19 protein-coding genes are annotated in these 19,349 nt (G+C 42.8%); 12 read left to right on the top strand and 7 right to left on the bottom strand.

Annotated features, from left to right (window positions below; translation table 11 throughout):
* Positions 1-303: 303 nt before the first annotated feature.
* Complete coding sequence (locus BDE27_RS04415) at positions 304-1,071, bottom strand: class II glutamine amidotransferase (RefSeq protein ID WP_099131031.1); 768 nt, start codon at positions 1,069-1,071, stop codon at positions 304-306.
* A gap of 36 nt (positions 1,072-1,107) precedes the next feature.
* Positions 1,108-1,689 (bottom strand): D-sedoheptulose 7-phosphate isomerase, encoded by a 582-nt coding sequence (gene lpcA, locus BDE27_RS04410; protein ID WP_099131030.1) that lies wholly within the window; start codon positions 1,687-1,689, stop codon positions 1,108-1,110.
* Positions 1,690-1,942: 253 nt separating this feature from the next.
* Between lpcA and fadE the strand changes: the two genes are divergently transcribed.
* A complete protein-coding gene (fadE, locus tag BDE27_RS04405) occupies positions 1,943-4,390 on the top strand; it encodes an acyl-CoA dehydrogenase FadE (protein WP_099131029.1) in 2,448 nt (815 codons plus the stop codon).
* A gap of 70 nt (positions 4,391-4,460) precedes the next feature.
* Here fadE and lysA read toward each other — a convergent pair whose 3' ends face one another.
* Positions 4,461-5,738, bottom strand: a complete 1,278-nt coding sequence (gene lysA / locus BDE27_RS04400; RefSeq protein WP_099131028.1) for a diaminopimelate decarboxylase — start codon at positions 5,736-5,738, stop codon at positions 4,461-4,463.
* Between the two features lie 132 nt (positions 5,739-5,870).
* Here lysA and BDE27_RS04395 point away from each other — a divergent pair, with 132 nt between their 5' ends.
* A complete protein-coding gene (locus BDE27_RS04395; protein WP_099131208.1) occupies positions 5,871-6,800 on the top strand; it encodes a LysR family transcriptional regulator in 930 nt (309 codons plus the stop codon).
* Here BDE27_RS04395 and BDE27_RS04390 read toward each other — a convergent pair.
* On the bottom strand, positions 6,783-7,697 hold the full coding sequence (locus BDE27_RS04390) for a LysR family transcriptional regulator (RefSeq protein ID WP_099131027.1): 915 nt from the start codon (positions 7,695-7,697) through the stop codon (positions 6,783-6,785). The genes BDE27_RS04395 and BDE27_RS04390 overlap by 18 nt on opposite strands.
* A gap of 140 nt (positions 7,698-7,837) precedes the next feature.
* Here BDE27_RS04390 and BDE27_RS04385 point away from each other — a divergent pair, with 140 nt between their 5' ends.
* Entirely contained in the window at positions 7,838-8,722 is an 885-nt protein-coding gene (locus tag BDE27_RS04385; protein ID WP_099131026.1) for an MBL fold metallo-hydrolase, read from the top strand.
* Positions 8,723-9,425: 703 nt separating this feature from the next.
* Here the strand turns inward: BDE27_RS04385 and BDE27_RS04380 are convergent.
* Positions 9,426-9,860 (bottom strand): prepilin peptidase, encoded by a 435-nt coding sequence (locus BDE27_RS04380; protein WP_099131025.1) that lies wholly within the window; start codon positions 9,858-9,860, stop codon positions 9,426-9,428.
* A gap of 362 nt (positions 9,861-10,222) precedes the next feature.
* Between BDE27_RS04380 and rsmE the strand changes: the two genes are divergently transcribed.
* From rsmE to ruvX, 4 genes are all read left to right on the top strand, one after another.
* Entirely contained in the window at positions 10,223-10,954 is a 732-nt protein-coding gene (gene rsmE, locus BDE27_RS04375; protein ID WP_099131024.1) for a 16S rRNA (uracil(1498)-N(3))-methyltransferase, read from the top strand.
* 9 nt (positions 10,955-10,963) lie between these two features.
* A complete protein-coding gene (gene gshB, locus BDE27_RS04370) occupies positions 10,964-11,923 on the top strand; it encodes a glutathione synthase (protein WP_099131023.1) in 960 nt (319 codons plus the stop codon).
* Positions 11,924-12,030: 107 nt separating this feature from the next.
* Positions 12,031-12,594 (top strand): YqgE/AlgH family protein, encoded by a 564-nt coding sequence (locus BDE27_RS04365; protein ID WP_099131022.1) that lies wholly within the window; start codon positions 12,031-12,033, stop codon positions 12,592-12,594.
* The gene (gene ruvX / locus BDE27_RS04360; protein WP_099131021.1) at positions 12,594-13,016 is read left to right on the top strand and encodes a Holliday junction resolvase RuvX; all 423 of its coding nucleotides are present in this window, start codon (positions 12,594-12,596) and stop codon (positions 13,014-13,016) included. Before BDE27_RS04365 ends, ruvX begins: the two co-directional genes overlap by 1 nt.
* Positions 13,017-13,088: 72 nt before the next feature.
* Here the strand turns inward: ruvX and BDE27_RS04355 are convergent, their stop codons facing one another.
* Complete coding sequence (locus BDE27_RS04355) at positions 13,089-14,087, bottom strand: type IV pilus twitching motility protein PilT (RefSeq protein WP_099131020.1); 999 nt, start codon at positions 14,085-14,087, stop codon at positions 13,089-13,091.
* A gap of 22 nt (positions 14,088-14,109) precedes the next feature.
* On the opposite strand from BDE27_RS04355, the gene BDE27_RS04350 reads away from it, so the two are divergent.
* The 5 genes from BDE27_RS04350 (at position 14,110) to hemW (ending at position 18,070) form a co-directional block, all read left to right on the top strand.
* The gene (locus tag BDE27_RS04350; protein WP_099131019.1) at positions 14,110-14,805 is read left to right on the top strand and encodes a YggS family pyridoxal phosphate-dependent enzyme; all 696 of its coding nucleotides are present in this window, start codon (positions 14,110-14,112) and stop codon (positions 14,803-14,805) included.
* Between the two features lie 65 nt (positions 14,806-14,870).
* Complete coding sequence (gene proC, locus BDE27_RS04345) at positions 14,871-15,692, top strand: pyrroline-5-carboxylate reductase (protein ID WP_099131018.1); 822 nt, start codon at positions 14,871-14,873, stop codon at positions 15,690-15,692.
* A gap of 32 nt (positions 15,693-15,724) precedes the next feature.
* Positions 15,725-16,288: a YggT family protein gene (locus BDE27_RS04340; protein WP_099131017.1), complete on the top strand. Its 564-nt coding sequence runs from the start codon at positions 15,725-15,727 to the stop codon at positions 16,286-16,288.
* A 65-nt stretch (positions 16,289-16,353) separates the two neighbouring features.
* Positions 16,354-16,947: an XTP/dITP diphosphatase gene (locus BDE27_RS04335; RefSeq protein ID WP_099131207.1), complete on the top strand. Its 594-nt coding sequence runs from the start codon at positions 16,354-16,356 to the stop codon at positions 16,945-16,947.
* Positions 16,940-18,070 (top strand): radical SAM family heme chaperone HemW, encoded by a 1,131-nt coding sequence (gene hemW / locus BDE27_RS04330; RefSeq protein WP_099131016.1) that lies wholly within the window; start codon positions 16,940-16,942, stop codon positions 18,068-18,070. The genes BDE27_RS04335 and hemW overlap by 8 nt, the downstream gene beginning before the upstream one ends.
* Positions 18,071-18,260: 190 nt before the next feature.
* Here hemW and BDE27_RS04325 read toward each other — a convergent pair whose 3' ends face one another.
* Positions 18,261-19,268 carry a taurine catabolism dioxygenase TauD gene (locus tag BDE27_RS04325; protein WP_099131015.1) on the bottom strand — a complete coding sequence of 336 codons (1,008 nt, stop codon included), beginning with the start codon at positions 19,266-19,268 and terminating at the stop codon, positions 18,261-18,263.
* Positions 19,269-19,349: the final 81 nt, after the last annotated feature.

Raw genomic sequence — 19,349 nt, 5'->3', positions numbered from 1 at the left:
CATTCGATAAAGACGAATGTTTCTATCACTTTTCTCTACGCCAGGGCGATTTTTAATCAAAAATTAATTATCGCGCCGTTAATTTGAGTCTTCCCAATGAGTTCGATAAATCAAAAGGATATTCCGGCAGGAATTTAATGGAAGCGGCACCAAAATAACGACAATGACTTGTTTTGGAAACAATCACAGCCCGCCTATGAGTATTTTGTCCAAAATAGCATTCCTGCCACAGTTAACGTCATAGACGGGCAATATGTTATTAATGTAAAACCAGAAAACCCGTTACCCTTTTGGAACAGCGAATCAAATTATTCTCTCTCCAAAATGAAATAGCACATAGTCACCTGATTCAATACGGTGCCAGACTTCATTTCCGGTTAAAGGTTGGGTGGCAATCACGGATACGACATCCCCTGGCTGGGTGTGCTGCTGGAAATCGATTTCAACATCCTGATCAAGTAATTTAGCCCTGCCGAAAGGGGCACGACGAGTAATCCAATGCAATTGAGTAGAACAGTAAGCCATGACAAACTGCCCGTCTGACAACAGCATATTGAAAACACCTTTATTTCTCAGTTGATCCGCCAGGGAAGCAATAAATTTAAATACCGCAGGCCAATTAGAAGGTCGCTTGGGATATTTCAACGATAATTGATGTAATATCCAGCAAAATGCCCATTCACTGTCTGTCTCACCAACCGGCCGGTAATTACCCGTTTTCAGCTTACTATATCCCTTAAATTGACCATTATGGGCATAAGTCCAATACCTTCCCCATAGTTCACGGGTAAATGGATGGGTATTTGCCAGGGAAACATTACCACTGTTTGCCTGACGAATATGGGCGACAATCACTTCTGATTTGATTGGATAGCCTTGTACAAATCGCGCCACAGGCGAATGACAACTGGATTGGTGATCTTTAAATGTCCGGTATCCCAATCCCTCATAGAAGGTAACTCCCCAACCGTCTTTATGTGGGCCGGTATGCCCACCACGCTGAATGAGTCCACTCAAACTGAAAACGATATCTGTTGGCACGTTGGCGCTCATGCCAAGTAATTCACACATTGACTACCCCTAACGCCGATTCCTGACGAAAAGCAATCAGGCTTTTACCATTTCTTTTTCAATCAATTGAATCAAGATATGAATGACTTTGATGTGGATCTCCTGGATACGATCTGCATAACCAAAATGTGGTACTCGAATTTCAACATCTGCCGTTCCTGCCATTTTTCCGCCATCCTTGCCAGTCAGTGTAATGACTTTCATCCCTTTGGCACGGGCTGCTTCAACCGCTTTAATGATGTTGCCAGAGTTTCCTGACGTTGAAATGCCCAGCAGTACATCACCTTTCTGACCGACGGCTTCAACATAACGGGAAAATACATAGTCATAACCAAAGTCATTGCTCACACAAGATAAGTGGCTGGGATCAGAAATCGCAATAGCCGGATATCCTGGGCGATTTTCACGGTAGCGACCTGTCAATTCTTCCGCAAAATGCATGGCATCACAATGCGAGCCACCATTACCACAGGAAAGCACTTTTCCTCCTGCCTTGAATGAATCAGCCAGCAAAACCGCAGCTTTTTGAATAGCGTCGATATTTGCATCATCATTGAGGAAGTTAGCCAACGTCTCTGCGGCTTCGGATAATTCACTGCGGATCAGTTCTTGATACATGGAACTCATACTCCTGAAAAGTCTTCGGGATTAATAATGTCAGTCAGCAAGTGTAACGGATTCCCCTATCTGAAAGAAGATATCATCACATCTTGCAAGAATTATCGTTTGCAAAACTAACTCGACTTTGTGAGCTAGATTGTAATTAAGATGTAAATATATTGATAAATACACTTTCCTCATCTAAAAAAGAAGGACATCACAACAGGTCAGACCTCTGACAACTCAACCTGAGATTTACAGGAGTTTTACTATGACCACTTTCAGCATTATCTTATTTTTAGTCTTGATTGGCGGGCTTTGTTACCACAAAGTCAGCTTAACGCTCAGCAGCTTGCTGCTTGTTGCCTATACGTTCGTTATGAGTATAACTGGCCTTTGGAGTTATTGGTTGCTGTTACCACTGGTCATCGTCCTATTCCCTCTTGTCTTTACACCTGTACGTATCTCCTTATTCTCTGCGCCGGGCCTAAAAGCCTTCCGCAAGGTTATGCCAAGCATGTCCAACACAGAGAAAGAAGCCATTGATGCAGGAACTACATGGTGGGAAGGCGATCTATTCCGTGGTAACCCTGACTGGCAAAAACTGCATAACTATCCAAAGCCGCAGTTAACTGCTGAAGAACAAGCTTTTATTGATGGTCCGGTAGAAGAAGCCTGCCGCATGGCAAATGATTTCCAAATCACTCATGAATTGGCTGACTTACCACCTGAGCTTTGGGCCTACCTGAAAGAACATCGTTTCTTTGCCATGATCATCAAGAAAGAATATGGTGGCCTGGAATTTTCCGCTTATGCTCAATCTCAGGTATTGCAAAAACTGGCCGGCGTATCAGGTATTCTGGCAATTACTGTTGGCGTACCTAACTCCTTGGGGCCAGGTGAATTGCTGCAACACTACGGCACAGATGAACAGAAAAAACATTACTTGCCTGGACTTGCCCGTGGTGAAGAAATTCCCTGCTTTGCGTTGACTAGCCCTGAAGCCGGTTCAGATGCCGGAGCTATTCCTGATACTGGTGTTGTCTGTATGGGGGAATGGCAAGGCAAACAAGTTCTTGGTATGCGCCTGAATTGGAATAAACGTTACATTACCCTTGCCCCTATTGCTACCGTGCTGGGATTGGCATTTAAACTGTATGATCCGGATCATCTACTGGGCGATACTGAATCACTGGGAATTACCTGTGCGTTGATCCCAACCAATACACCAGGCGTAGAAATTGGTCACCGCCATTTCCCTCTGAATATCCCATTCCAGAATGGTCCAACCCGTGGTAAAGATATTTTCGTTCCTATCGATTACATCATTGGTGGACCGAAAATGGCAGGTCAGGGCTGGCGTATGCTGGTTGAATGTCTGTCTGTTGGTCGTGGTATTACTTTGCCATCCAACGCAACAGGGGGATTGAAAAGTGCAGCTATGGCAATTGGTGCTTATTCCTATATTCGCCGTCAATTCAAGCTGCCTATCGGTAAAATGGAAGGTATCGAAGAGCCACTGGCACGTATCGCAGGTAACGCTTACTTGATAGATGCGGCCGCAACCATGATCACCAGCGGTATCATGTTGGGCGAAAAACCTTCGGTTCTGTCTGCTATCGTGAAATACCATTGTACGCATAGAGGTCAACGTTCTTTTATTGACGCCATGGATATCGCTGGCGGCAAAGGCATCTGTCTTGGGCCATCGAACTTCCTTGCTCGCGGTTATCAGGGTGCTCCCATTGCTATTACCGTTGAAGGTGCGAATATCCTGACCCGTAGCATGATCATCTTTGGTCAGGGTGCAATCCGCTGCCATCCTTATGTATTGGCTGAAATCGCCGCAGCAGAAAGCAACAATGTGAAACACTTTGACAAGGCTCTGTTTGGTCACTTGGGCCATGTTGCCAGTAACACTCTGCGCAGCCTGTGGCTTGGTATTACCAAAGGCAGAACCAGTCGTTCGCCAGTCAATGATGCTACTCGCCGTTACTATCAACAGATTAACCGTTTAAGCGCTAACCTTGCCCTGCTCTCTGATGTGTCAATGGGCGTATTGGGGGGCAGCCTGAAACGCCGTGAACGCATTTCAGCTCGTTTGGGGGACATTCTGAGCCAAATCTTCCTGGCTTCTGCGGCCTTGAAACGCTATGAAGATGAAGGACGCCAGAAAGAAGATTTGCCATTGATCCAGTGGGTAGTAGAAGATAGCCTGAAACAAGCTGAACAGGCCATGAACGATTTGCTGCGCAATTTCCCCAACCGTTTGGTTGCAGGTTTAATGCGAGTGATTATCTTCCCATTGGGGCGAGTACATACCGCACCATCTGATAAATTGGATCACAAACTGGCTCAGATATTACAGACTCCTTCCGCAACCCGTAGCCGGATTGGACGTGGGCAATATTTGACACCAAGTGAGCATAACCCTCACGGGTTACTGGAAGAAGCATTGCTTGATATCATCGCCGCAGAGCCAATCCATGTTCGCTTAAGCCACGAGGCAGGCAAAAACCTAAGCTTCACACGTTTGGATGAATTAGCTAAGCAGGCGCTGACAGAGAACAAAATCAGCCAAGAAGAAGCAGATATCCTGAAACGAGCTGAAAACAGTCGATTGCGTTCAATCAATGTCGATGAATTTGAGCCAAATGCATTCGCTGTACCCAATCCAGCAAAAAAGCCTGAAAGTCAGCGTCAAAATAAAGCCGCCTGATGCTGACCAGAAAGCTTGATTCATGCAAAATATAGGACTAAGAAGCGGGGCACCGGTGCCCCGTTTTTATTTAAATGGATTCTAGTGATAACAACTCTTCGATTGTCTGGCGGCGACGGATCAAGCGCGCCTCTCCCTCAATAAACAAAATTTCAGGGATCAAAGGACGGCTATTATAATTTGAAGACATAGAAGCACCGTAAGCGCCGATATCGTGAAAAATCAGATAATCCCCGACGCTAACACGAGGCAACATATGTGACACAACTTCCCCACCTTCTAACTGTGTAAACACATCACCAGATTCACATAACGGCCCCGCAACGATGGTTTCTAGCAATGTAGTTTCTAACGACGTGGTTTCCGGCGGCGCGTTTACCGGCAATACAGAAATACGGTGATAACTGCCATACATTGCCGGACGCATTAAGTCATTGAAACCTGCATCTACCAGCACATAATGTCGATTACCCATAGACTTAACGGCCCGTACTTCCGCCATTAAGATCCCTGACTCAGCAACCAGAAAACGCCCAGGTTCAATTTCCAGCTCAACATGATGCCCCAGATGCTGCTCAATACGTTGACGAGCCTCATGCCACAAGCTGTAATAATGTTCGGTATCGACTGACTCTTCACCGTCCTTATAGGGAATGGATAAACCACCACCTGCGGAAATGGCTTGAATATCCTCCCCACACAGCATGACCTGCTCCACCATAGCATTGCAAACATTGGAGAGATGTTGATAATCCACCCCTGAACCAATGTGCATATGCAGCCCCACTAACTGCAAATCATATTGATGAATTTTTGCAATTGCCAGAGGGAGATCCTGAAACCAGATCCCATGTTTGCTATTTTCGCCACCAGTATTCGTCTTTTGGCTATGCCCATGCCCGAATCCGGGGTTAATACGTAACCACACCGGATGACCAGACTGACGTTCACCAATTTGTGCCAACATATCAATAGAACCAACATTGACTGGAATATCCAGCTCAATGACACGCGACAATGTTGCCTCATCAATCACATCCGCCGTGAACACAATCTCTGACTTATCGCGACCAGGTTTAAAACCTGCATAAAGCGCCCGCTCTATTTCACCCAATGACACCGCATCAACTTTCACGCCCTGTTCTCTTATCAAGCGTAAAATATGGGTATTGGAACACGCTTTCTGTGCGAACCGAATGATGTCAAACCGTTTTAATTTTTTGATTTGTTTGATGATGCTATCGCCATCATAAAGCCACAATGGTGTTCCGTACTGAGTTGGCAAACGGAGTAGATTATCAGGGATAAAATGTTTCCCTGGGTCATGAGTAAAGGTCGATATGGTCATTGAAGCGTCTCACAAAATCAGCAATTTTTTCATTATTGACAATAATGAGGCAGGAAGAAAAATATCCATTTAGCCATAGTCTATTCATTTGTGATATTATTATGTGTGTTTTTTATTCAACGAGATAAATCTATGCACTCCTGTTCATGGCGACACATTGAAATTTTCCATGCTGTAATGACCACTAAGAACCTGACTGATGCAGCGTTACTACTGAAAACATCCCAGCCCACGGTCAGCCGTGAACTTGCACGCCTTGAACAATTACTAAAACTTAAATTGTTTGATCGAATCAAAGGGCGTCTGTTTCCAACCACACAAGGATTACGGTTATTTGAGGAGGTGCAGCGCTCTTATTATGGGCTGGAAAGAATAATCAATGCGGCTGGCAGTATCCGACAATTTGAACAGGCGCAGTTATCCATCGCTTGCCTGCCAATGTTCTCCCAATCTCTGCTGCCAAAAGCCTGTTGCAGTTTTATCGAACGCTATCCTGAAGCCAGGCTGACCATCATTCCACAAGAGTCTCCCCTATTGGAAGAATGGCTTTCAGCACAGCGCCATGATATTGGCTTAACCGAACATTTACAGACTCCGGCAGGTACTGAACGAGAAACGTTGATAACCTTAAATGAAATTTGTGTCTTACCCATTCATCATCCGCTCGGTCAAAAATCACAGCTGACGCCAGCAGATTTTCACAATCAAAAATTTATCAGCCTCTCGATCACAGACAGTTACAGGCAACTGATTGATACAATCTTTACTGAGCATCAAATCAATCGCAAGATGGTAATGGAAACCCATAGCGCAGCCTCAATTTGTGCCATGATTAACGAAGGCATTGGCATATCCATCGTAAATCCGCTAACTGCATTGGATTATTTAGATAACAGCGCAAAAATTTGCATTCGGCCATTCAGTATCGACATTCCATTCACAGTAAGTTTAATCAAACCCATACATCGCCCCTCCTCAGAGCCCGTAGAGGCTTTCATTACCCATTTAAAACAACAGGCTGCTCTACTTGCCGAAAAATTGACATTAGCGTTTCAACATTAATTGCTGCCAATGAGGTGATGTAGCAAACCAATCTACCAGAAAATCCAACAGTGCCCGCAAAGTCGCTGGCATATTCTGGCGGCTGGTATAAATACCATAGATCCCCATTGCCTGAGGTTGGTAATCAGGCAGCAGCTCAACTAACTGCCCTGACATCAAATAAGAAGAAACTGAATAGTAAGGCTGCATTGCGATTCCAGCTCCCTGCAAAGCAGCTTCCATTAATACAGTCGATTCATTGGCACTTAACGTACCACTGACAGGGACTGAATAGTGCTCATGCTGTTTTTCAAATACCCACAAACTTTTGCCGAAAAAGTTATAGGTCAGGCAATTATGTGATGTTAAATCCATAGGATTGTTGGGAATAGATTTCCCCACTAAATAAGACGGCGCAGCACAAACGATGGAATGGCAAGTCGATAATGGGCGAGCGATCAGATTTGGCTCCAGATTATTGGTAATACGGATCGCCAAATCAATGCGTTCTTCTATCAAATTGACAACCTTATTATCCATTTGCAAATTGACGGCAATGTGAGGATATATCCGCATAAATTCGGGAATGGCAACTGCCAACGCACTAATGCCCAACGACTGGGAACAACTCACTCGCAACAATCCTCTTAGGGTTTGTGCTGCCAAAGATTGCTGTACAGGCATTCCTTCTGCTAATTCCATTAACTTAAGGCTGCGTTGATAAGCATTCTCACCCGCCGAAGTCAGGCTAATTTTACGTGTCGTACGATGCAATAAGCGAACTCCTGCCCACTTTTCCATTTCAGCCAAATATCGCGATACCATTGCCCTCGACATATCCAATCGCTCTGCTGCTGCAATGAGGCTGCCCTGTTCAACAATCGTAATAAACACTTGTGCTGCGGTGATCCTATCCATTTCGGCCAACCTATTTTTCGCCCTAATTAGCTCGATTTATGCAACAAATAGTTGCTGGTTATGGGGTTTTTAAATCGGAATATGCAACTTATCATACATGCCATTCAAGCACACAAGCTTTTTGCTATAGGAATTCGACGATGGCTCACAAAACAACATTAAACATCGCTCTGGCAGCGACACTCTCCTTGGGAATGGCCTCACTGGCTCAAGCAACCGATCTAAAATTGGATATCTACAATCCAGGTGAAAAAGGTGTCTTCCCTGTTTCTTCTGAAATTATCAGTGGCGATCATGAAGTTGTCCTGATTGATGCCCAATTTAAGAAAAATGATGCACAAGAGCTGGTAAAAATGATCCAGCAAACAGGCAAAAAACTGACAACGATCTATATTAGCCAATCCGATCCTGATTTTTACTTTGGTCTTGACGTGATCACCGAAGCTTTCCCTGACGCCAAAGTTATCGCATCACCAGAAACCATCAAAGCAATCAATGAAACCAAAGATGGCAAACTAGCTTATTGGGGTGGAATTCTTGCAGATCAGGCCCCCAAGAAGATCGTCGTACCAGCGCCACTAGCAGGAAATTCCTTTACTGTTGATGGTGAAAAACTGATTGTTGAAGGCTTAGATGGCCCAGCCGCAGATCGTACTTTTGTCTGGATTCCTAAATTAAAAGCAGTTGTTGGTGGTGTGACTGTTTCTGACCATATCCATGTATGGATTGCAGATACCCAAACCAAAGCATCACGCCAGCATTGGCAACAAACATTGGATCGTATCAAGAGCCTGCAACCTAAAACTGTTGTACCTGGTCACTATCTGGGGAATTCATCAATGACGTTGGATTCAGTAACTTTCACCCAGAATTATCTGACCACATTGGAAAAAGAGTTACCGAAAGCAAAAGATTCCAATGCGTTGATTGCAGCCATGAAAAAACATTATCCGGATTTGGCTGATGAATCTAGCCTTGAACTCAGTGCCAGAGTATTAAAAGGCGAAATGAAGTGGCCTCAGTAAGTTGAAAATATTGCGGACGTTGCGGATAGTAGCGCCCGTATAACAATATTTGAAATATTACCTTAACACTCCCCCTCTTTAATTTTAAAGAATCCCAAATGCCAAATAAAAAACAAAAGTCCAGCGCCAATTTTTAATAAAATTAGTATCAAAATCCATTTTAATATTTTATATTTACCCCCATATAAAAACCGATAACACATTAACTTTGAAAATAAAAAACTTATTAAATAAACACAGTTCCTTTTTAATTGATGTGATATTTATCGCCTTTTGATAATTCGAAATAACTAATAAACTCAAGTTGTGATCAATAGTCCATAATCCAATAAATCAACTTGAATAAAAATCTCACTTTTTTTAAATTTGCAGTCAGCGGAGAGATAAGCCAGCAGCCCAAAGCTAACCAGATGCTTCCAACGTCTAGAATATGCAGGGCAAGCAGCTTAAAACCAACTAGATGCTTCTAACATCTAGCGCATACAGGATAAACAGCCTAAACCAACTAGATGCTTCTAACGTCTAATGTACGCAGGATGCGCTGCTCAAGCTAACAGATGCTTCCAACGTCTGGCATATGCAGAAAAGCAGCTTAAACCAACTAGATGCTTTTAACATCTAGTATATACAGAATGCGTACCGTAGGTTAGGTTCCTGTTCTCTCCGCCACTTTTTATCTATTGTCCCACTTTGCAGATGAATATTATACTTTACCAATACCATACCCCAGCAATACTATCGCGGATAAACATAAATAAGGCCCAAATGCGATAAACTCAGGAAAAGATTTTCTTTTCACTCCAATTATTACAAACCCAAACAGTCCAGACAATGAAGCCATCAGTATCAATATTGGTATCATTTCCACACCCAACCAGGCACCGATTGCCGCGGTTAATTTGAGATCACCATAACCTATTCCTTCCTTATTTAAGGTATATCGACATAACCAATACAAAAACCACAAAAAAAGATACCCTGATATGGCGCCGTATATTGCACTCTTTATCGGAATCAAATTACCATCAATATTAACCAAAAGCCCAAACCATAATAAAGGAAGAGTGATAATATCAGGCAAGCAATATGTTTTAATATCGATAACGGCCAATAACAATAAGGTACTACAGAAAAACATAACTATTATATAATCTACGTTAATTAAAATAGAGTTCCTTCCTTTTTCTCACCTGTAAAAAATGAAAATCCATTTATAAAAAACATCCTTGTCACCGTCTTCTTTCCTTATTTCCTGACATAAATCAGGACAAGATGAATATTAATTTTCCACTCCGGTTATTGGCAATGAAATTTTAGCGAAAAAAGCAATTATAAAATAAATATGCGAACCAGCTCGCAAGGAGATCTCTTGTATTCCTTAAGCCAAGAGATAACTTGATCACGCAAACAGCGCTCATTTATCATGACGGTGAATCAATTTTGTCATATGGTTGTTTGCGCCATACCGGAAGAATCCGGAAAAAAGAAGGAAAGAAGAATATGCGAATACCCCGCATCTATCACCCTGAACTGCTCTCAACAGGAGCGGAAATTTATTTGAGTGACGATGCTGCCAATCACGTTGGCCGCGTGCTTAGAATGAGTAACGGGCAAGCATTACAACTCTTTGATGGCAGTAATCAGGCTTTTGATGCAATAATCACGGAAGCCAGTAAAAAAACGATTAAAGTGTCTATCATTGATGGCAAATTGTCTAATCATGAATCACCGCTGAACCTGCATCTGGGGCAGGTCATGTCCCGTGGTGAAAAAATGGAATTTACAATCCAAAAATCTGTTGAATTGGGTGTCAACACGATTACCCCACTTCTGTCTGAACGTTGTGGTGTAAAACTGGATACAGAAAGATTGGAGAAGAAATTACAACAATGGAGAAAAATTGTCATTTCTGCCTGTGAGCAATGCGGACGTAACCGGATCCCTGAAATCCGCCCCGTTATGCCACTTGAAAGCTGGTGCGCAGAAAACGATGGTAGCTTAAAATTGAATCTGCATCCCCGTGCCAGCCATAGCATCAATACCCTCTCACTCCCTGTGGAAAAAGTGCGCCTGCTGATTGGGCCTGAAGGGGGATTATCTGCCGAAGAAATAGAAATGACAGCAAAATATCAGTTTACTGATATCCTGTTAGGGCCTCGTATTCTGAGGACAGAAACGACGGCACTCACTGCAATTACCGCATTGCAAGTACGTTTTGGTGACCTAGGTTAAGGAGAAAAAATGATCAAGCTCGGTATTGTGATGGACCCTATTTCATCCATCAACATCAAGAAAGACACTAGTTTTGCCATGCTGCTGGAAGCACAAAAACGCGGATGGGAAATCCATTATATGGAAATGCATGATCTCTATCTGCATCAAGGAGAGGCTCGCGCTCATACACGTTTGCTCACGGTAGAAGAAAATCCCCAACAGTGGTATCAGCTTGGCAGTGAGCAGGAAATCGCTCTCGATACTTTGCAAGTTATTTTGATGCGCAAAGATCCACCTTTTGATACTGAATACATCTATGCAACCTATATTCTGGAAAGAGCAGAAGTCAAAGGCAGCCTGATCGTTAATAAGCCCCAAAGCCTGCGCGACTGTAACGAAAAGCTGTTTACTGCCTGGTTCCCGGAATGGACACCCGATACGCTAGTCACCCGCAGTGCCAAAAAATTACGCGAGTTCCACCAAAAACATAGCGATGTTATTTTTAAACCTTTGGATGGTATGGGGGGCGCTTCCATCTTCCGTCTGAAAAAAGATGACGCCAATGTCGGCGTTATTATTGAAACGCTGACTGAACATGGCACTCGTTATTGCATGGCACAAAATTTTCTGCCTGCCATTAAAGATGGAGATAAACGCGTACTGGTTGTTGATGGTGAACCTGTACCTTATTGCCTTGCCCGTATCCCTGCTCAAGGAGAAACCCGTGGTAATCTGGCGGCAGGTGGTCGTGGAGAAGCACGCCCATTGTCAGAAAGCGATTGGGCAATTGCCCGTGCAGTTGCTCCGGTATTAAAAGAAAAAGGATTAATTTTTGTTGGGTTGGATATCATTGGCGACCGTTTAACTGAAATCAACGTGACCAGCCCAACCTGTGTACGTGAAATAGAAGCGGCATTCCCAGACATCTCCATTACCGGCATACTGATGGATGCTATCGAAAAACGATTGGAAAAACAGATAGCATAACAGGCCAAACAACGTTCGTTTCCTGACAATATTTGCCATTTATAATAAGAGCCCACATACTGTGGGCCAGTCATTCTTATATTGCCAAAATAATTATCAGAAAACACATGAATCTACAGCATCATTTTCTTATTGCCATGCCTTCTCTCTCTGATCCTTATTTCAATCGTTCCGTGGTTTATATCTGCGAACATGATCAAAACGGGGCAATGGGATTAATTATCAATAAGCCAATAGACCGAGTTTCTATCCAAAGTATCTTACAAAAATTAGATATCACTCCTAAAGATAGAGACAGTACGATCAATCTCAACCGGCCAGTGATGGCGGGTGGTCCTCTGTCTGAAGAGCACGGTTTTATTTTGCATACGCCGCAATCAGGTTTCAGTTCCAGTATTCAGATCTCTGAACACACCATGATCACGACATCCAAAGATATGCTGGAAGCTCTGGGCACATCGCGCCAACCGAAAAATGTTTTAATGACCCTTGGATACTCAAGCTGGGAAGCTGGTCAGTTGGAAAGGGAAGTTATGGAAAACAGTTGGCTTACTGTCAGCGCTGAACCTTCCATCATTTTTGATACTCCTATTGCTACCCGCTGGCATGAAGCGGCTTCTTTACTGGGGGTTAATATTTACAATCTCTCATCACAAGCAGGACACGCCTGATGAAAAACCGTACAATCATCGCTTTTGATTTTGGAACTCGCAGTATTGGAGCTGCCATCGGGCAAGAAATCACAGGCACGGCCAGAGCATTAACCTCCTTCAAAGCCAACGAAGGTTCCCCTAATTGGGAGCTTATTGGAAAATTACTTAAAGAGTGGCAACCCGATCTGGTTATTGTTGGTCTGCCACTCAATATGGATGGCACAGAACAACTTGTCACCGCACAAGCCCGTAAGTTCGCCAATCGCATACATGGCCGTTTCGGGGTACAAATTGAACTGCATGATGAACGATTAACTACCGTGGAAGCACGCTCTCACCTTTTTGATCACGGTGGCTATAAAGCACTGAATAAAAGTAAGGTTGATGCCACTTCCGCTGTTATTATCCTGGAAAGCTGGTTTGAACAGCAATATCAATAATAACAATATTTATAATAGCAATATCCGTAATAGCCATACTCACCATTAGGCATGGCTATTACCGTAAGCAGTTTATCCCAGCAACCCCAACGAATTGCGTTGTTTTCGGCTTTGCTCGTAAGTTTGCATACCGCAAGCAGCACCAGTCTGCATTAATGATGCTATTTGATGATTCTTGCCTTCTCTTACCAAATGACTAACAGCCTGATTGATGACCAAAACTTCATAAATAGCTACTCTTCCACCATCTTTAGCAGGAAGCAATTGCTGAGAAATAACTGCCTTTAAACTTCCGGCCAGCTGGCTACAAATCCAACCTTTTTCTTCTGCGGAAAAAACATCAACCAGACGATCTATCGCCTGAATTGCACCACGGGTATGCAGCGTTGACAAAACCAAGTGCCCCGTTTCAGCCGCTGTCAAAGCCAACCTGATCGTCTCCTTATCCCGTAATTCTCCCAGCAGGATCACATCTGGATCTTGGCGTAATGCTCCTTTCAATGCCGTTTGATAATCCTCGACATCTTTACCAATCTGCCTTTGCTGTATCAAACAATTTCGGCTTCGGTGAACAAATTCTATTGGATCTTCCAACATAATGATGTGCTTACAAACATGGCTATTCAAAGCATTAATCATAGCTGACAGCGTAGTAGACTTACCGCTTCCTGTCGCACCTGTCACTAATATCAATCCACTCATCTCCTGCAAGGTAAGGTGCTGGATGATGTCAGGCGCATAGAGTTGTTCCAATGTCGGGCATTTATTCTCAATCAATCGCAATACCAATGATAAATGAGATTGTTGATAGAATAGATTTCCCCTGAGTCGCTGTTTATCTGGCATTGTTACCACAAAATCGACATGACCGTGCTTATGTAACTGCTGTTTCTGCGCATCCGATAATATTTCTTCACTCCATGTTATAAGGGTATTAGGTTGAATTTCCTCATATTGTCTCTGTGGGTATAACACACCATTGATACGCAAAACCGGAACTTGCCCGACACAAAGATGCAGATCGGAAGCATTATGCTTTACACTAAGGGACACCCATTTTTCCATATTCATTTTTTTATCTCCTGAGTCAATTATGAACAATATCGAACAAAATCTTCACGATGTCAGGAACCGCATGACACTTGCAGCGCAAAAATGCGGACGTTCTTCAGAAGAAATTACTTTGCTTGCAGTCAGTAAAACCAAACCTGTGGATGCCATCGCAGAAGCCATAGCCAATGGCCAGCGGGAATTTGGTGAGAATTACGTGCAGGAAGGGGTTGAAAAGATCCAATACTTTACTAACCGTGACGATTTAGTGTGGCACTTTATTGGCCCATTACAATCGAACAAGAGTCGTTTGGTTGCAGAAAATTTTGATTGGTGTCATACCGTTGACAGAGTAAAAATCGCCCAACGTTTAAGCGAGCAACGTCCTGAAAACATGCCGCCTCTTAATATTCTGATCCAGATTAATATCAGTGGAGAAGAGAGCAAATCAGGCATTTTGTTGGAAGAGTTAACCGAATTGGCTGCAACTATTAATGGATTGCCTAATCTGGTATTGCGCGGATTGATGGCAATACCTGCACCGGAAAACAACTTTGAACGCCAAATTGCCATTTTTCGCCAAATGGAACAAGCATTGATTAAGCTAAAAGCGCAATATCCCCAAGCTGATACACTATCAATGGGCATGACGGATGATATGGAAGCCGCTATTACTTGTGGTTCTACACTAGTTCGGATTGGAATGGCAATATTCGGTGCCCGTCAGTACAAGTCTTAATATAGAAAATGAAAATCACCTGATTCAATACCTTAAATTAACTGATTAATAGACGAGATTATCTAATGGAAAATCGTAAAATCACCTTTATTGGCGCAGGAAATATGGCTCATGCCATTATTGCCGGCTTAGTCAGCAAAGGTTATCCTGCCGAACTTATCACTGTCTGTTCTCCAACTACCGCCCGCCGTGATGTGCTGGCAAAAGAATATGGCATTAATAGTCAAGGCGATAATATTCGTTACGCACAAGAAGCCAATGTCATCGTTCTGGCGGTTAAACCGCAAATGATGGCAGAAGTTTGTGGATCACTGCACTCATACGTCGATTTCAGTGGAAAACTGGTTATTTCTATTGCTGCTGGTATTCCAGTGTCCCGTTTTTATACGCTCTTGCAGGATAATCTCAATATTATCCGCATTATGCCAAATACCCCTTCGCTTGTAGGGCAAGGGATGAGTGGATTGTTTGCGCCTGAGCATATCGGGCAAGCTGATCGCGACTTTGCAGCATCGCTAATGAGTAGTGTCGGGAAAGTCAGCTGGGTAAATGATGAAAACGGTATCAACGATATTATCGCCATCGCAGGCAGTGCCCCTGCTTATTTCTTCCTGTTCATGGAATCGATGCAACAAGAAGCGGAACGTCTGGGATTTGACAGTGAAACGGCCAGAGAACTTGTCCTGCAAGCAGCCATAGGTTCAGCTAAACTTGCTGAAACGCAAAAAGATCTTCCTTTTGCTATCCTGCGTGAGCAGGTAACATCTAAAGGCGGTACAACGGCTGAAGCATTGCGCATTTTTTATGAAGGCAAGCTGCCTGAAATTGTGTCCAATGCCATGCAAGGAGCCATTCGCCGAGCACAGGAAATGGAAAAATTATTTTAATTCAATTGGTTTAATTCAATCAGGGCTGCTACATGCAATTCTTAAACTTCGTCTTTTTCACCATTCTGGATTTATATATTGCCGTTTTACTACTGCGTGTCTGGATGCAGTGGGCACGTTGTGATTTTTATAATCCATTCTCACAATTTATCGTTAAAATTACCCAACCTGTGGTACGCCCATTACGCAGAGTCATTCCTGCCATTGGTCCCATTGATACCGCGTCCGTACTTCTCTCCTACCTGCTGATTATTATCAAGATCTTGTTGCCGATATGGTTAGCCACAGGGCAATTTTTAGTCCCTTCTGGTGCCATATTCTTGTTTAGCGTGATTGAGTTACTGACTGCTGCCGGAAAGCTCGTATTCTGGTTAGTGATCGCCCGCGCGTTATTAAGCTGGATCAGCCAAGGACGCAACCCTGTGGATTATGTCCTGATTCAATTAACTGAACCACTAATGGCACCTATCCGCCGCATTATCCCTTCTATGGGCGGCCTTGATTTCTCTGCCATGATTGTCATTCTTATTCTCTACGCACTGAATGCCCTGCGCTACGATGTAATGGGGTGGCTGGCTTCAATGTTCGCAAGTTAATTAGATAAACAGATCAATTAGATACATAGATTAATTGGATATACAGGTTAATAAAATAAATGGCAATGCAAAAAGTTGTTCTCGCCACGGGAAATGCAGGTAAAGTACGTGAATTGGCTGATTTATTAGCTGATTTTGGCTTAGATATCGTGGCTCAAACCGCATTAGGTGTGGATTCAGCCGATGAAACAGGTCTCACTTTTATTGAAAACGCAATCATCAAAGCTCGCCATGCCGCAGCAGTGACCGGTTTACCTGCGATTGCCGACGATTCTGGGTTATCGGTTGACGCATTAGGTGGTGCACCAGGTATTTATTCCGCTCGCTATGCAGGCAGTAATGCCTCCGATCAGGAGAACCTGGAAAAATTATTGCAAGTCATGCGCGATGTTCCTGATGAACAGCGTCAGGCTCAATTCAATTGTGTACTGGTCTTCCTACGCCATGCAGAAGATCCTACCCCTCTGGTATATCACGGTCGCTGGTCAGGCATGATTACCCGTGAACCGGCTGGAAAAGGCGGTTTTGGTTATGATCCCGTTTTTTATGCTCCTGAATTTAACTGTACAGCCGCCGAGCTAACTCGTGAGCAAAAAAATGCCATTTCACACCGTGGGAAAGCATTAGCAATGTTATTGGAAGCCATGCGTAATGCTTAAGTTGCCACCTCTGAGTCTTTATATTCATATTCCGTGGTGCGTGCAGAAATGCCCTTATTGTGACTTTAATTCACATGCCTTAAAAGGGGATGTACCGCATCAGGAATATGTTGATCATCTATTGGCAGATTTGCATGTGGATCTACCAATGATTGGTGATCGTGAGGTATCAACGATTTTTATCGGTGGAGGAACCCCTAGTCTGTTAAGCGCCGAAGGTATGCAACGATTGCTTGATGGGGTCAGGGCTTCACTGCCACTCTCTCCGCAAGCAGAGATTACAATGGAAGCCAATCCGGGAACCGTTGAAGCTGCTCGTTTCAGTGCTTATCAGCAAGCGGGAATCAATCGCATTTCTATCGGTGTACAAAGTTTTGGTTCAGATAAACTTATCCGTTTAGGGCGTATCCACGGCCCGGAAGAGGCCAAACGGGCAGCTAAATTGGCTAACGGGCTTGGATTACGCAGTTTCAATCTGGATTTGATGCATGGCCTGCCTAACCAAACACTCAATGAAGCATTGAATGATTTACGTCAGGCTATTGAGTTATCGCCCCCCCACCTGTCCTGGTATCAACTAACGATTGAACCCAATACCAGTTTCGGTTCTCGCCCTCCGGTCTTACCGGATGATGATGCGTTATGGGATATTTTTTCCCAAGGCCATCAATTACTGACAGAGGCGGGTTATCAACAATATGAAACTTCGGCCTATGCCAAACCCGGTTATCAATGCCAGCATAATCTCAATTACTGGCGTTTCGGTGATTATTTGGGGATTGGTTGCGGAGCACATGGCAAAATTTCGTTTGCAGATGGCCGTATTCTCCGTACGGTAAAAACCAAACATCCACGCGGTTATATGCAAGGGAATTATCTGGATCAGCAAAATCAGGTGGATAATGGAGATCGTCCATTTGAATTTTTCATGAACCGTTTTCGCTTGCTGGAATCGATGCCACGCCAGGATTTCAGTGATTTCACCGGATTATCGGAAAGTGTCATTCGTCCACAAATTGACGAGGCACTGACGAAAGGCTATATCACTGAAAGCGATACACATTGGCAAATCACCAAGCACGGAAAACTATTCCTGAATTCCTTACTAGAGCTGTTTCTTTGAAGAAATAAACTTATAAATAAACTGCACCTAAAAATTAAAAGGTGCAGTTTTATTGGTTAGAATCTGAGGGAATATTGTTTTTAGAGCTATATTTTAACCAGTGCACATAGTTACCCACATTACTTAGTTCTCTCTTAATCAAACAGCATTACCAGATAAAGGTAATATTTCATATTAGAAAACATTATAATTATTCCTGAACAAGACCAGATATTTCTGGATGAAAATATTCTCTATATTTATTTAAACACTCTTCATTTCTGAAACTATATGTTTTAAGTAACCAACGCTTTTCCGCAGCATTTTTATCAACAACCTTGATAATTTCACGATTATGTAGTGAATCCTGATTTGCAAAAGAAAATAAATCTCCGCTATTAATAGAAATATGTTCCTTTTTTGCTTTAGTGATAGCAATTTTCAATTCAAGAAGAGCCTCAATAGCTTCTTTAGGGGCATCTAATAAATAGGTAGTACGGGTATCGTAGTAACGAAAAGTATGTATGTTCTCAAGAATGATATGCTTTTCAGAGTAAATTTGTTTTTTGTTAGAGTCTCTTGAATATTCGTCATAAGGAGTCATATACCAAGGTTGACGTAACCAGTGCTGCGATTCTGGCTTTAGGTAAGAAAGTATATCCTTGCCATCAAGATAACCTGTATAAATCAAATTTCGTTCACTACAACGCATACCAAGTAAACTAAGAAAATCCGCTCTCACAGGATGCGCGGTACGATCATTGTGGAAATAGAGTTCACCATCAGTTTTTTGCGTTTGTGTATTAGAATATTTCTTATGGGCGTAGACATCATGAAAGAAATCACCGTTATTGCGTGTCTGGTAAGCCAGTAGAGGAGAATCAGTTAACTGTGAGAAAAGTTCTAACAGGCTTTCTCCAATAAATGTTGTTTTCTTCCTGTATTTATCATTCACAGGGTCTTCCTGATCGAATTCAGGAATAACTCTATCAATAGGAAGATTTTTCAATAGCTGTGCATTAATACCATATAGTCGTCTTTCATCTTTTATTTTATGACATACTTCTACAAATTTCTTTGGTACTTTTCCCAACAAAATAAGATTGCTAACTTCATGCTTAAAATTAATATAATTTTCATAAGGATTAACATTAATTATATCAAGAGCATTAAAAATATCTTTGTTTTCCAACCTGTCAAATTTGTAAACACTAATCATTTTAAACCTCCAAATAATATTATTCCAAACATGTCATTATACTACCAACAATATCTTATAAAAATCTTAAGTGAATTAATC

The sequence above is a fragment of the Xenorhabdus ehlersii genome, from assembly GCF_003610465.1.
Lineage (GTDB): Bacteria > Pseudomonadota > Gammaproteobacteria > Enterobacterales > Enterobacteriaceae > Xenorhabdus > Xenorhabdus ehlersii.
The sequence above is the reverse complement of the archived record's forward strand: the minus strand, read 5'-3'. Positions and strand labels throughout refer to the sequence as shown.